This window comes from Microbacterium sp. JZ101 (assembly GCF_053903175.1).
In genome coordinates this window covers 1,297,317-1,310,975 of record NZ_CP096400.1, presented here as the reverse complement: position 1 = coordinate 1,310,975, position 13,659 = coordinate 1,297,317, and the positions used below count along the sequence as shown (strand labels likewise).

Genomic DNA, 13,659 nt, shown 5'->3' with positions numbered 1-13,659 from the left:
GACCTGTGACCGGCGCCGGGCGCGCCGGTCACAGGCGTCTCAGGGGCCCTTTCGTAGAATTCAACGGTGTCCATGAGTCAGCAGGTCGATCCCCTCATCGGGCGGCTTGTCGACGACAGATACCGCGTCCGCGCCCGCATCGCGCGCGGTGGGATGGCCACCGTCTACGTGGCCACGGACCTCCGCCTTGAGCGCCGTGTCGCGCTCAAGGTGATGCACAGTCATCTGAGCGACGACAGCGTCTTCCAGAGCCGCTTCATCCAGGAGGCGCGCACCGCGGCCCGCCTGTCCGACCCGCACGTGGTCAACGTCTTCGACCAGGGCCAGGACGGCGAGCTCGCGTACCTCGTGATGGAGTACCTGCCGGGGATCACGCTGCGCGAGCTGCTCAAGGAGCAGCGCCGGCTCACGGTGACGCAGACGATCACGATCATGGACGCCGTGCTCGCCGGGCTGTCCGCCGCGCATCGCGCGGGGCTCATCCACCGCGACGTCAAGCCCGAGAACGTGCTCCTCGCGGAGGACGGCCGCATCAAGATCGGCGACTTCGGCCTGGCGCGCGCGACGTCCGCGAACACCGCGACCGGCCAGCAGCTTCTGGGCACGATCGCCTATCTCGCACCCGAGCTCGTGACGCGCGGGACCGCCGACACCCGCAGCGACATCTACGCCCTCGGCATCATGCTGTACGAGATGCTCGCAGGCGAGCAGCCGTACAAGGGCGAGCAGCCCATGCAGATCGCGTACCAGCACGCGACGGAGTCGGTGCCGCGACCGAGCGTGAAGAACCCCGGCGTGCCCGAGCAGCTCGACGAGCTCGTGCTGTGGGCGACCGAGAAGGAGCCGGACGAGCGTCCGTCGGACGCGCAGCAGATGCTCGAACGGCTGCGCGAGATCGAGCGCGAGCTCGGCGTCACTCCCCTGCCGACGCGCACGGCCGCGGCCAGCAGGTTCCCCGAGGAGCTTCCTGACGAGGGCGAGCAGACGGGCGGCCAGACGAAGGTCATGCCCGAGGCGGCGACCTCGGTGCTCCCGCCGTCGCTGACGAGCGCGGGCCCGCAGGAGGACGCCGACAACGCCGCGGTCCTCCGCCGACGGGCGAAGCGCCGACGCGCGCGCGGCGTGTGGCTGATCGTGCTGACGCTCCTGCTCGCGGGAGGCGCGGCGGGCGCCGGATGGTGGTGGGGCTCGGGTCCGGGATCGTACGTCGCCGTTCCGGATCTCGACGGGCTCACCTACGCCGAGGCGGAGAGCACGCTCGCGGGGCTCGAGCTCGACGCGCAGGAGCGCACGGAGAACACGCTCGACGTGCCCGCCGGCGAGGTCATCCGCACCGACCCCTCGGAGGGCGCGCGCGTCGACAGAGACACGGTCGTCACGGTGGTGACGTCGGCGGGTCCCGCCAGCGCCGAGCTCGGCCAGCTCGCGGGTCTGAGCGCCGACGAGGTGCGCGGACTGCTCGAGGACAGTCGGATCTCGGTAGCCGAGGACGACGTGCCGCTCTTCGCCGAGGAGGCGGAGGGGACGGTCCTCGGGGTGAGCATCACTCCGGCGGCCGGGGGCGACCCGGTCGACTGCGCCGCCGGCTGCTCGGTGCACCAGGGCGACGCGGCGCAGCTGACCGTCTCCCTCGGAGAGCTGCCCAACGTCGTCGGGATGAGCTCCGAGGAGGCCGCGGCGACCCTCGACGCCGTCGGCGTGAAGACCGAGGTCGTGTCACAGGAGTACCACGACACGGTGCCCGAAGGGCACGTGATCTACTTCCTCGAGCGGTCCGAGCCGGGCAGCTGGCGCCCCGGCGACACGGTGCGTCTCGTCACCTCGCTCGGCCCGCAGCTGTTCGAGGTTCCCGACGTCGTCGGCATGACGCGCGACGAGGCGAAGGCCGAGCTCGAGGCCGCAGGCTTCGCCTACTCGTACAACGGACTGTGGGATGCCGTGGTCGACGAGTTCACCGAGGTCGTGTCGATGAGCCCCGAGGGCGGCTCGCAGCAGCGTGCCGGCACGACGATCACGCTGACGATCACCGGCTCGTTCTAGCCCCGCGCGTTCGTTCCGCGGCACCATCCGCCGTCACCGGAATCCGCGCTCCCGCGGCCATCCGCCGTGCTGCGCCATCCGCCGTCACCGGAATCGGATGCCCGGGCCTGGTGTGCGCGTGTCGACCTCACCCGCACACACCCGCCCCACCGATCCGATTCCCGGAACCGGTGCGGCACCATCCGCCGTCACTCGAATGGGGCCGATGCCGCGCAGGTCAGCGCTTCTCGAGCTCCTCGGCCACGAGGAAGGCGAGCTCGAGCGACTGCATGTGGTTGAGGCGCGGGTCGCACAGGGACTCGTAGCGGGTCGCGAGGGTCGCCTCGTCGATCTGCTCGGATCCGCCGAGGCACTCGGTGACGTCGTCGCCCGTGAGCTCGACGTGGATGCCGCCCGGGAACGTGCCCGCCGCGCGGTGCGCCTCGAAGAAGCCGCGGACCTCGTCGACGACGTCGTCGAAGCGACGCGTCTTGTAGCCGGTCGGGGTCGTGATGCCGTTGCCGTGCATCGGGTCGGTGACCCAGAGCGGCTGCGCGCCGGAGGCCTTGACGGCCTCGAGCAGCGGGGGCAGCGCGTCGCGGATCTTGCCGGCGCCCATCCGGGTGATGAAGGTGAGGCGACCCGGCTCCCGCTCGGGGTCGAGCTTGTCGATGAGCGCGAGCGCGGTGTCGGTCGAGGTCGTCGGACCGAGCTTGACGCCGATGGGGTTGCGGATGTGCGAGAAGTACTCGACGTGCGCGCCGTCGAGCTCGCGCGTGCGCTCGCCGATCCACTGGAAGTGGCTCGACGTGTTGTAGATCTCCCCCGTGCGCGAGTCGATGCGCGTGAGCGGGCGCTCGTAGTCCATGAGCAGGCCCTCGTGCCCCGTGTAGAACTCGACGCGGCGCAGCTCGTCGAAGTCCGCGCCGCACGCGTCCATGAAGCGGATGGCGCGGTCGATCTCGGCGGCGAGGCGCTCGTATCGCTTGTTGGCGGGGTTCTCCGCGAAGCCCTTGTTCCACGAGTGCACCTCGCGGAGGTCGGCGAAGCCGCCCTGCGTGAACGCGCGGATGAGGTTCAGCGTCGAAGCCGACGTGTGGTACGCCTGCAGGAGGCGCTGCGGGTCCGCCTCACGCGACGCCGCGGTGAAGTCGTAGCCGTTGACGATCTCGCCGCGGAACGCGGGGAGGGTGATGTCGCCGCGCGTCTCGGTGTCGCTCGAGCGGGGCTTGGCGAACTGGCCGGCCATCCGCCCCATCTTGACGACGGGCATCGAGGCGCCGTACGTGAGGACGACGGCCATCTGCAGCACGGTCTTGACGCGGTTGCGGATCTTGTCGGCCGTGGCGCCCGCGAACGTCTCGGCGCAGTCGCCGCCCTGGAGGAGGAACGCTCGTCCCGCGGCCGCGTCGGCCAGACGCGCCTTGAGGGTGTCGACCTCGCCGGCGAAGACGAGCGGCGGGAGCGTGCTGAGCTCGGCGGCGACCTCGGCGACCGCCGCCGCGTCGGGATACACCGGCTGCTGCTTGATCGGCAGGGACTTCCAGGCGTCGAGTGCATCCAGCGTTCGGGGCATTGTCCGATGTTATCGCGGGACGGCGGCCCCTCCGTTCACGGCGGATGGCCGGCGGATGTCAGCTGGCGGCGAGTCGGTTCTTGACCGTCGACGCGTACTCGTCGCTGTACTCCTGGCCGCCGAGCCGCTGAAGCGCGACCATGATCTCGTCGGTCACGGAGCGCAGCACGTAGCGGTCGCCCTCCATGCCCGCGTAGCGCGAGAAGTCGAGCGGTTCGCCGATCACGACGCCCACGCGCATCACGCGCGGCAGGGTCTGGCCGATCGGCATCATCGTGCCGGTGTCGACCATGATGACGGGGATGACCGGCACCTTCGCCTCGAGCGCCATCCGCGCGATGCCCGTGCGGCCCCGGTAGAGCTTGCCGTCGGGGCTGCGCGTGCCCTCGGGGTAGATGCCCAGCAGGTCGCCTCGCCCGATGACCTGGAGCGCGGTGTTGAGCGCCGCTTCCGAGGCGGGCCCGCCCGAGCGGTCGAGGGCGATCTGCCCTGTGCCCTTCATGAACCACTTCGTGGCCCAGCCCTTGAGACCGCGCCCCGTGAAGTACTCCGCCTTCGCGAGGAAGGACACGGGACGGTCGAGCATGAGCGGAAGGAAGACCGAGTCGATGACCGACAGGTGGTTGCTCGCGAGGATGGCCGCGCCCGTCGTCGGGACGTTCTCGCGTCCGGTGACCCACGGGCGGTAGATGGCCTTCACGATCGGACCGACGAAGACGTACTTCATGAGCCAGTAGAACAAGGTCAGCTCCCACTGTCGGAATCGGTCGCCTGGAAGTCTAGCCTTGTAGGAACCGTGCACGCGCGAGGGCCGGGCGCATGCCCCGGCATATACTCGCAGCATCCGCAGCCGGTACCGAAGGAGATGCCGTGATCGAGACATCGACGCCCGCAATCGTCCCCGCCGATCCGTCGGCGAACGTCGCCGACCTCCTCGTCGAGCGGGTGTCGGAGACTCCCGATCGGGCGCTGTTCGCGGTCCCCGACGGCTCAGGCGGATGGCGCGACGTCTCGGCCCGCACGTTCCACGAGCAGGTGGTCGCCCTCGCGAAGGGCTTCGTCGCCGCGGGCGTGCAGCCCGGCGACAAGGTCGCCTTCCTCGCGCGCACGACCTACGAGTGGTCGGTCGTCGACTTCGCTCTCTTCTTCGCGGGCGCCGTCATGGTGCCGGTCTACGAGACGAGCTCGCCCGCCCAGATCCAGTGGATCCTCTCCGACTCGGGTGCGACCGCCCTCATGGTCGAGAGCGCCGACCACGCAGCGCGCTTCGAGGAGGTCCGCGGCGAGCTCCCGCTCGTGCGCGAGCTGTGGCGGATGGATCAGGACGCCATCGCGACGCTCACGGCGGCGGGCGCGTCGGTCGAGGATGCCGAGATCGAGCGGCGACGTCAGCTCGCGAACGGCGACGACATCGCCACCCTCATCTACACGTCCGGGTCGACCGGGCGCCCCAAGGGATGCGTGATCACGCACGCGAACTTCGTCGAGCTCTGCCGCAACTCGGCGAAGGCGATGACCGAGATCGTGCACCAGCCCGGCGCCTCGACGGTGCTCTTCATCACGACCGCGCACGTGTTCGCCCGGTTCATCTCGCTGCTGTGCGTCCACTCGGGCGTCAAGACCGGCCACCAGCCCGACACGAAGCAGCTCGTCGCGGCGCTCGGCTCCTTCAAGCCGACGTTCCTCCTCGCGGTGCCCCGCGTCTTCGAGAAGGTCTACAACTCGGCCGAGCAGAAGACCGAGTCCGAGGGCAAGGGCCGGATCTTCCGCGCCGCGGCGAAGGTCGCCGTCGAGCACTCCCGTCGCGTGCAGGACGGCGAGAAGATCGGACTCGGGCTGCGCGTGCAGTTCGCGCTCTTCGACCGTCTCGTCTACGCGAAGCTCCGCGCGCTCATGGGCGGGAACGTCCGCTACGCGATCTCCGGCTCGGCGCCCCTCGGCGCCCGACTCGGGCACTTCTTCCACAGCCTCGGCATCACCATCCTCGAGGGGTACGGCCTCACCGAGACGACCGCGCCTGCGACCGTGAACCTCCCGTCCAAGTCGAAGATCGGCTCGGTCGGCCCTGCGCTCCCCGGCGTCGGCGTGCGCATCGCGGACGACGGCGAGGTGCAGGTGCGCGGGATCAACGTCTTCCGCGAGTACTGGCGGAACCCCGAGGCGACCGAGGCCGCCTTCGACGGCGAGTGGTTCCGGACCGGCGACATCGGCGCGCTCGACGACGACGGCTACCTCACGATCACGGGGCGCAAGAAGGAGATCATCGTGACCGCGGGCGGCAAGAACGTCGCCCCGGCCGCGCTCGAGGACCCGATCCGCGCGAACCCGATCGTCAGCCAGGTCGTCGTGGTGGGCGACCAGAAGCCGTTCATCGCGGCGCTCGTCACGCTCGACCCCGAGATGCTGCCGGCCTGGCTCGCGACGCACGGCGAGTCGTCCGACCTCACGCTCGAGCAGGCGGCGCAGAATGCGACGGTGCGCGCCGAGATCCAGCGGGCGATCGACGAGGCGAACACGCGCGTCTCTCGCGCCGAGTCCATCCGCAAGTTCACCGTGCTCGGCACGGAGTGGACGGAGGCGACCGGCCACCTGACGCCCAAGATGTCGATCAAGCGCGCGGAGATCCTGCGCGACTTCGCGAAGGACATCGAGGCGATCTACGAGACGCCCATCCAGACGACGAACATCCCGATGGGGTGAGCAGGGCATGAGTGAGGGGGACGGCCCCCGGCCGTCCCCCTCACTCATGCCCTGCCTAGGTGAGCCAGATCTTCTCCCGCACCTCGCGCATGGCGGCCTTGCGGTCGTCCGCCGAGAGGCGCTTGAGGTAGAGCATGCCGTCGAGGTGATCGGTCTCGTGCTGCAGCATCTGCGCGAAGAGCCCCTCCCCCTCGAGCACGACGCGCGCGCCGTCGAGGTCGATGCCCTCCGCCCGTGCGTACGGGTGGCGCAGGGCGTCGTGCCAGAGGCCCGGCACCGACAGGCATCCCTCTCCTGTCGGGACGGGCTCGCCGCGCACCTCGACGATCCGCGGGTTGAGGATGTACCCGATGTCGCCGTCGATGTTGTAGCTGAACGCACGGAGCCCGACGCCGATCTGCGGCGCCGCGACACCGGCCCTGCCCGGGAGCTTCACCGTCTCGATGAGGTCGTCGACGAGCGCGCGGACGCCGTCGTCGATGTGCTCGATCTCGGCGCACCGCTGAGCGAGCACGGGGTCGCCGATGATCCGGATGTCGCGGACGGTCACTTCTCCTCCTGCGCCGGCTGCCGCAGTCCCTCGACGACGCGCGCGGCGAGCTCGCGCGCGGCGTCGCGCGTGGCAGGGGCGAGCTCGCCGTACGCGATGGCGCTGCCCGTCGCGAGCTGCGGGTCGTACGGGATGCGGACGACGGCGCGCACGCGGCTGCGGAAATGCGCGTCGAGCTCGTCGAGGCGCACGAGCGGAGCACCCGGAGTCGACTGGTTCAGCACGACGACCGCAGAGCGCACCTGATCGGCGAAGCCGTTCGACTCGAGCCACGTGAGCGTCTCGCTCGCGAGGCGCGCCTCGTCGACGCTGAGACCCGCGACCACGACGATCTGGTCGGCGAGGTCGAGCGTCGCGCCCATGACGGAGTGCACGATGCCCGTGCCCGTGTCGGTGAGCACGATCGAGTAGTAGTGCGCGGCGACATCGGCGACGTCGCGGTAGTCCTGGTCGCTGAACGCCTCCGACACGTGCGGATCGGTGTCCGACGCGAGCACGTCGAGGCGGGTCTCGTCGCGGACGACGTGACTCGACATGTCGGCGTAGCCGTGCACGGCGTCGCGGTTGCGGACGAGATCGCGCACGGTCTTCCCGGTCGCCCGCGCGATGCGCTCGGCGAGCGTGCCGCGGTCGGGGTTCGCGTCGACGGCGATCACGCGGTCGTCGCGGGCGTCGGCGAGTGCCATGCCGAGGAGCGCCGTGACGGTCGTCTTGCCGACGCCGCCCTTGCGGCTGAGCACGGGGACGAAGCGCGCCGCGCCGCTCAGCGGAGCGGCGATGCGCCGCGAGAGCTCCTTGCGCTCGCGCGTCCGCCGGCTGTCGCCGAGGTTGATGAGGTGTCCCGACAGGCGGTAGACGAGCTGCCGCCACGGCCCCTCGGGCTCGGGACGGTGGATGGCGCCCGTATCGAGCAGGCGGTCGGCCGTGAGCACGTCCGCGCTCTCGCGCGCGGCGTTCTCGCTCACCTCCCCCGCTCGACGGGACGCCGTCTCACGCGGCTTGCGCGCGGGCGCGGGCGACGACTCGGGCGCGGCCTTCGCCTGCTCGATGAACGACGGACGCGTGATCGGCGGCGCGGGCTTCGCGTTCTCGGTGGATTCGGACATGTCCTCTTCTCTCGCATCGGCGACGGCGCCATCGGGGGCGGTCTCTCCGACGTGCTCGGCCGGCTCTTCCTCGTCTCGGGCGGAAGCGACCGCGGGGCGCAGGAAGGAGTCGTAGCCCGGCGGGAGCGTCTCCTCGCGCACGATGGGACGGCGCTCGCGCGGCTCGGTGTCCGGGGCGCTCTGCGCGTCGGCCGACGCCGCGGCGATATCGGCCTCTGCTTCGTCCGCCTTGTCTGCCTCGTCCGCCTCGATGGCGGTGTCGGCTTCGACCTCGGTCGGCTCGTCGGCCTGGTCGTCGGGCTGGTCGTCGGGCTCGATGTCGTCCGCCGTGGCGGGCTGGTCGTCAGGCTCGACGTCTTCCTCGTCGAGGCCCGCTTCCTCTGCCGCGACTGGGGGAGCGGTGAGGTCGTCGTCCGGCGCGAGCTCCTCCACCTGGGCGTCGGGCTCCTGGGCTTCAGGCACCTCGGCCTCGAGCACCTCGACGTCGTCCGCCTCCGGCTCGAGCACCTCGACGTCGTCCGCTTCGGCACCATCCGCGTCGAGCGCAGCCGCGCCATCCGCGTCGAGCTCCTCCGCGCCATCCGCCTCGTCGGCGTGCGCGCCGTCCGGCTCCGCGCCATCCGCCTCGGCGTCGTCCTCGACGGTCTCTGCGGGCGTGGACTCACGGGCGGCGGCGACGGTCTCCTCGTCGAGCTCGCCCGTGATGACCTCGAGGTCGTCCTCGGGCTCGTCGGCCGGGAGCTCGATGACGATCCCGCCGCGGCGCACGTCGCCGCCCGGGATGTCGTCGTCGACGACGTCGTCATCCGGGTCTTCGACGGTCTGCGGCAGCACGACGCGCACCTGTGCCGTGTGCGTGCCGAGGATGCCGATCGCCGTCGTGTCGATGCCGGTGTCCTCGAGGACTCCGTGGTCCTCGGGCTCTTCCTCTGGCCGTCCGCTGCGATCCGAACTCACTGTCATGTCTCCCCAAGCGGGGCGCGACACACGTCGCGCCCCGCTCAAGGTTACTGGGCGGGCGTGACGACGACCAAAAGGTCGCCCGCCTCCACCTGCTGAGTGGCCGCGATCGCGATCCGCTCGACGACGCCGTCGACGGGCGCCGTGATGGCGGCCTCCATCTTCATCGCCTCGATCGAGGCGACCGGCTGCCCGGCTGCCACGCGGTCACCCGGCTCCACCTTGACCGTGACCACGCCGGAGAACGGCGCAGCCACCTGCCCCGGCCTGCTCGTGTCGGCCTTCTCGGCCTCGTGCGCCTCGACCTGGATGCTGCGGTCGCGCGCCGAGACCGGGCGGAGCTGGCCGTTCAGGGTCGTCATGACCGACCGGATGCCCTTGTCGTCGGCCGCGCCGATCGACTCGAGCCCCGCGTAGAGCTGCACGCCCTTCTCGAGCGTGATGACGTGCTCGCGACCCGGGGTCAGCCCGTAGAGGTAGTCGGCCGTGTCGAGGACCGACAGGTCGCCGTAGGTCTCGCGCATCTCCTGGAAGACCTTCGTCGGCTGCGGGAAGAGCAGGCGGTTCAGCGTCGCGCGTCGCGTGGCCGAGTCGCCGTCCAGAGCCGCCTGGTCATCGGCGCTGATCGGCGTGACGCCGGTCTTCACCTCGCGCCCGGCGAGCACCTTCGTGCGGAACGGCTCGGGCCATCCGCCCGGCAGGTCGCCGAGCTCACCGGCCATGAACCCGACGACCGAGTCGGGCACGTCGTACTTGCCGGGGTTCTCGGCGAAGTCGGCGGGATCGGCACGGACCGCCGCGAGGTGGAGCGCGAGGTCGCCCACGACCTTCGACGACGGGGTCACCTTGGGAACGCGCCCGAGGATCTCGTTCGCCGCGGCGTACATGTCCTCGATGAGCTCGAAGTCGTCGGCGAGACCGAGCGCGATCGCCTGCTGACGCAGGTTCGACAGCTGTCCGCCCGGGATCTCGTGCGCGTAGACGCGCCCGGTCGGCCCGGCGAGGCCCGACTCGAACGGCTTGTACAGGTGGCGGACGGCCTCCCAGTACGGCTCGAGGTCGGACACGGCCTGCAGGTCGAGCCCCGTGTCGCGATCGGTGTGCGCGAGGGCGGCGACGAGCGACGACAGCGACGGCTGGCTCGTCGTGCCGGCCATGGTCGCCGCCGCGGCGTCGACCGCATCGGCGCCCGCGGCACTCGCCGCGAGCAGCGTCGCGAGCTGGCCGCCGGGGGTGTCGTGCGTGTGCACGTGCACGGGCAGGTCGAAGCGCTCGCGGAAGGCCGAGACGAGCTTCGCCGCGGCTGCGGGTCGCAGGAGGCCCGCCATGTCCTTGATCGCGAGCACATGTGCGCCCGCGTCCGCGATCTGCTCGGCGAGGCGGAGGTAGTAGTCGAGCGTGTAGAGATCCTCAGCAGGGTTCAGCAGGTCGCCCGTGTAGCAGACGGCGACCTCGGCGACCGTCGTGCCGGTCTCGAGCACCGCGTCGATCGCGGGGCGCATCTGGGACACGTCGTTGAGCGCGTCGAAGATGCGGAAGATGTCGATCCCGGTCGCCGCGGCCTCGCGCACGAAGGCATCGGTCACCTCGGTCGGGTACGGCGTGTACCCGACCGTGTTGCGACCGCGCAGCAGCATCTGGATGGCGACGTTCGGCAGCGCCTCGCGCAGCCGTGCGAGACGCTCCCACGGGTCCTCGGCGAGGAAGCGCAGCGCGACATCGTAGGTCGCACCGCCCCATGCCTCGACGGAGAGCAGCTGCGGAGTCAGACGTGCGACGTGCGGCGCCACGTTGAGGAGGTCCTTCGTGCGGACGCGCGTCGCGAGCAGCGACTGGTGCGCGTCGCGGAAGGTCGTCTCCGTCACGGCCAGGGCCTTCTGCTCGCGCAGCGCCTGGGCGAAGCCCGCAGGGCCGAGCTCGAGGAGCCGCTGGCGCGAGCCCGCGGCCGGTCCGGCCGACAGGTCGACGGCCGGCAGCTTCGAGCGCGGATCGATCGAGAGCGGGTTCTCCCCGTGGGGCTTGTTGACGGTGACGTCGACCAGCCAGTTGAGGATCTTCGAGCCGCGGTCCTTCGAGGGCCGCCCCCGGACGAGCTCGGGGCGCTCGTCGATGAACGACGTCGAGAGGTCGCCCTCGATGAACGACGGGTCATCGAGGACGGCCTGAAGGAACGGGATGTTCGTCGAGACGCCGCGGATGCGGAACTCCGCGAGCGCGCGGCGCGCGCGGCGGACGGCCGCGGTGTAGTCGCGTCCGCGGCACGTGAGCTTCGCGAGCATCGAGTCGAAGTGCGGGCTCACCTGGGCGCCGGCGGCCGTCGTGCCGCCGTCGAGGCGGATGCCCGCGCCGCCCGGCGACCGGTAGGTCGTGATCTTGCCGGTGTCGGGCCGGAATCCCTGTGCCGGGTCCTCGGTCGTGATGCGGCACTGGAGAGCCGCCCCGTGCAGGCGGATGTCGTCCTGCAGGAGCCCGATGTCGGCGAGCGTCTCGCCCGACGCGATGCGCATCTGCGCCTGGACGAGGTCGACATCCGTCACCTCCTCGGTCACGGTGTGCTCGACCTGGATGCGCGGGTTCATCTCGATGAAGACGACCTCGCCCGCGCGCGGCCCCGCGGTCTCGAGGAGGAACTCGACGGTGCCGGCGTTGACGTAGCCGATCGACCGCGCGAACGCGACCGCGTGGCGGTGGAGGTCGGCGCGCACCGCGTCGTCGAGGTTCGGCGCGGGCGCGATCTCGATCACCTTCTGATGGCGGCGCTGCACCGAGCAGTCCCGCTCGAACAGGTGGACGGTCTCCCCCGATGCGTCGGCGAGGACCTGCACCTCGACGTGACGCGGCCGGAGCACGGCCTGCTCGAGGAACATGCGCGGATCGCCGAAGGCGCTGTCGGCCTCGCGCATCGCCTCGGCGAGCGCGGGGGCGAGCTCCTCCTTCGACTCCACGCGGCGCATGCCGCGGCCGCCGCCGCCCGCGACGGCCTTCGCGAAGAGGGGGAATCCGATCTCGTCGGACTGGGCGACGAGCTCGTCCACGTCGTCGGACGCGGGCGTCGACCGGAGCACGGGAACGCCCGCCCGGATCGCGTGCTCCTTGGCGGTGACCTTGTTGCCGGCCATCTCGAGCACCTCGGCCGGCGGGCCGATGAACGCGATGCCGTGCGCGGCGGCCTTCGCCGCGAGGTCGGGGTTCTCGGAGAGGAACCCGTAGCCGGGGTAGATCGCGTCGGCGCCCGACTCGACCGCCACGCGGACGATCTCGTCGACGTCGAGGTAGGCGCGGACCGGATGGCCCTCCACGCCGATCTGGTACGCCTCATCCGCCTTCAGGCGATGGAGCGAGTTGCGATCCTCGTACGGGAAGACCGCGACCGTGCGCGCCCCCAGCTCGTACGCCGCGCGAAACGCGCGGATGGCGATCTCGCCACGGTTGGCCACGAGAACCTTCGAGAACATACGCCTCCTCGGCGACAGCTGGCACGGCGGAGCCCGGCACACCGACATCGCTGAGCTCGCCCCCAGCTTAGGGGAGGGTAGGTTAGACCACGTGCACGTACTCAGCGTCAGCTCTCTCAAGGGAGGCGTCGGCAAGACGACCGTGACCCTCGGGCTCGCCTCAGCGGCATTCTCGCGGGGCATCCGGACGCTCGTCGTCGACCTCGACCCCCAGTCCGACGTGTCGACGGGACTCGACATCCAGATCGCCGGCCACCTGAACGTGGCCGATGTTCTCGAGAACCCGAAGGAGAAGGTCGTCCGCCAGGCCATCACGGCGAGCGGATGGACGAAGGTGCACCCCGGCGTCATCGACGTGCTCATCGGGAGCCCGTCGGCGATCAACTACGACGGACCGCACCCGACGGTGCGCGACGTGTGGAAGCTCGAGGAGGCGCTCGCCTCGGTCGAGGCCGACTACGACCTCGTGCTCATCGACTGCGCTCCGTCGCTCAACGCCCTCACGCGCACGGCGTGGGCCGCGAGCGATCGCGTCGCCGTCATCACCGAGCCGGGGCTGTTCTCCGTCGCGGCCGCCGACCGCGCGCTGCGTGCGATCGAGGAGATCCGCCGTGGCCTCTCGCCGCGTCTCCAGCCCCTCGGCATCGTCGTGAACCGCGTGCGCCCCCAGTCGATCGAGCACCAGTTCCGCATCAAGGAGCTCCGCGACATGTTCGGCCCCCTCGTGCTGTCGCCGCAGCTGCCCGAGCGCACCTCGCTCCAGCAGGCGCAGGGCGCCGCGAAGCCGCTGCATGTGTGGCCCGGCGAATCGGCGCAGGAGCTGGCGCAGGACTTCGACCAGCTGCTCGACCGCATCGTGCGCGCCGGCCGCATCCCCGTCCCCGAGACGGGCCCCACCGCCGCGGAGTGAGCCTCCGGGCCATCCGCCCCCGGGCCAGCCGGCCCCGGACCTTCCGGCCCCATTCGCATGTCTCACCTGCGTTGGGTTGACGCTCGCCATTCTCGCCTTCAGTGAGACACGCACTCACCTTGGTGAGGCAGGTACGCCGCGCTGACTCGACCCGTGTCTCACCCGGCGCGGCAAAGCACCCGCCCTACCCACCCGTAGCGAGACATGCATCGCCCCACCCCGACCCGTGTCTCACCCGGCGCGGGAAAGCGCCCGCCATACCCACCCATAGCGAGACATGCACCGCCCCACCCCGACGCGTGTCTCACGCGGCGCGGGAAAGCACCCGCCATACCCACCCGTAGCGAGACACGGCGTGCGAAAGCCCCGTCACCGCCGACGGA

The 13,659-nt window shown here is 70.9% G+C and carries 8 protein-coding genes; 3 read left to right on the top strand and 5 right to left on the bottom strand.

Annotated elements, in window-relative coordinates; all coding sequences use genetic code 11:
- Positions 1-72 precede the first annotated feature (72 nt).
- Positions 73-2,040: a Stk1 family PASTA domain-containing Ser/Thr kinase gene (gene pknB, locus M1D56_RS05995; RefSeq protein WP_456284967.1), complete on the top strand. Its 1,968-nt coding sequence runs from the start codon at positions 73-75 to the stop codon at positions 2,038-2,040.
- A gap of 217 nt (positions 2,041-2,257) precedes the next feature.
- On the opposite strand, the gene M1D56_RS05990 is transcribed toward pknB, so the two are convergent.
- Positions 2,258-3,595: a class II 3-deoxy-7-phosphoheptulonate synthase gene (locus M1D56_RS05990; protein ID WP_271173279.1), complete on the bottom strand. Its 1,338-nt coding sequence runs from the start codon at positions 3,593-3,595 to the stop codon at positions 2,258-2,260.
- Between the two features lie 58 nt (positions 3,596-3,653).
- Complete coding sequence (locus M1D56_RS05985; RefSeq protein ID WP_324011774.1) at positions 3,654-4,337, bottom strand: lysophospholipid acyltransferase family protein; 684 nt, start codon at positions 4,335-4,337, stop codon at positions 3,654-3,656.
- Between the two features lie 77 nt (positions 4,338-4,414).
- Between M1D56_RS05985 and M1D56_RS05980 the strand changes: the two genes are divergently transcribed.
- Positions 4,415-6,295 (top strand): AMP-dependent synthetase/ligase, encoded by a 1,881-nt coding sequence (locus M1D56_RS05980; RefSeq protein ID WP_455968637.1) that lies wholly within the window; start codon positions 4,415-4,417, stop codon positions 6,293-6,295.
- 55 nt (positions 6,296-6,350) lie between these two features.
- Here M1D56_RS05980 and M1D56_RS05975 read toward each other — a convergent pair whose 3' ends face one another.
- The 3 genes from M1D56_RS05975 to M1D56_RS05965 are packed head-to-tail and all read right to left on the bottom strand — an operon-like array spanning position 6,351 to position 12,366.
- Positions 6,351-6,845, bottom strand: a complete 495-nt coding sequence (locus M1D56_RS05975) for a peptide deformylase (RefSeq protein WP_282979135.1) — start codon at positions 6,843-6,845, stop codon at positions 6,351-6,353.
- Positions 6,842-8,908, bottom strand: coding sequence for a nucleotide-binding protein (locus M1D56_RS05970; protein WP_456284966.1), 2,067 nt, complete (start codon positions 8,906-8,908; stop codon positions 6,842-6,844). Before M1D56_RS05970 ends, M1D56_RS05975 begins: the two co-directional genes overlap by 4 nt.
- 50 nt (positions 8,909-8,958) lie before the next feature.
- Complete coding sequence (locus M1D56_RS05965) at positions 8,959-12,366, bottom strand: pyruvate carboxylase (RefSeq protein WP_456284965.1); 3,408 nt, start codon at positions 12,364-12,366, stop codon at positions 8,959-8,961.
- 91 nt (positions 12,367-12,457) lie between these two features.
- Between M1D56_RS05965 and M1D56_RS05960 the strand changes: the two genes are divergently transcribed.
- Positions 12,458-13,276: a ParA family protein gene (locus M1D56_RS05960; RefSeq protein ID WP_271173285.1), complete on the top strand. Its 819-nt coding sequence runs from the start codon at positions 12,458-12,460 to the stop codon at positions 13,274-13,276.
- Positions 13,277-13,659: the final 383 nt, after the last annotated feature.

Bases quoted from the DNA above. Each gene is read 5' to 3' on its own strand.
- pknB (WP_456284967.1), top strand. From the start codon at position 73: ATGAGTCAGCAGGTCGATCCCCTCATCGGGCGGCTTGTCGACGACAGA.
- M1D56_RS05990 (WP_271173279.1), bottom strand. From the start codon at position 3,595: ATGCCCCGAACGCTGGATGCACTCGACGCCTGGAAGTCCCTGCCGATC.
- M1D56_RS05980 (WP_455968637.1), top strand. From the start codon at position 4,415: ATGCCCCGGCATATACTCGCAGCATCCGCAGCCGGTACCGAAGGAGAT.
- M1D56_RS05965 (WP_456284965.1), bottom strand. From the start codon at position 12,366: ATGTTCTCGAAGGTTCTCGTGGCCAACCGTGGCGAGATCGCCATCCGC.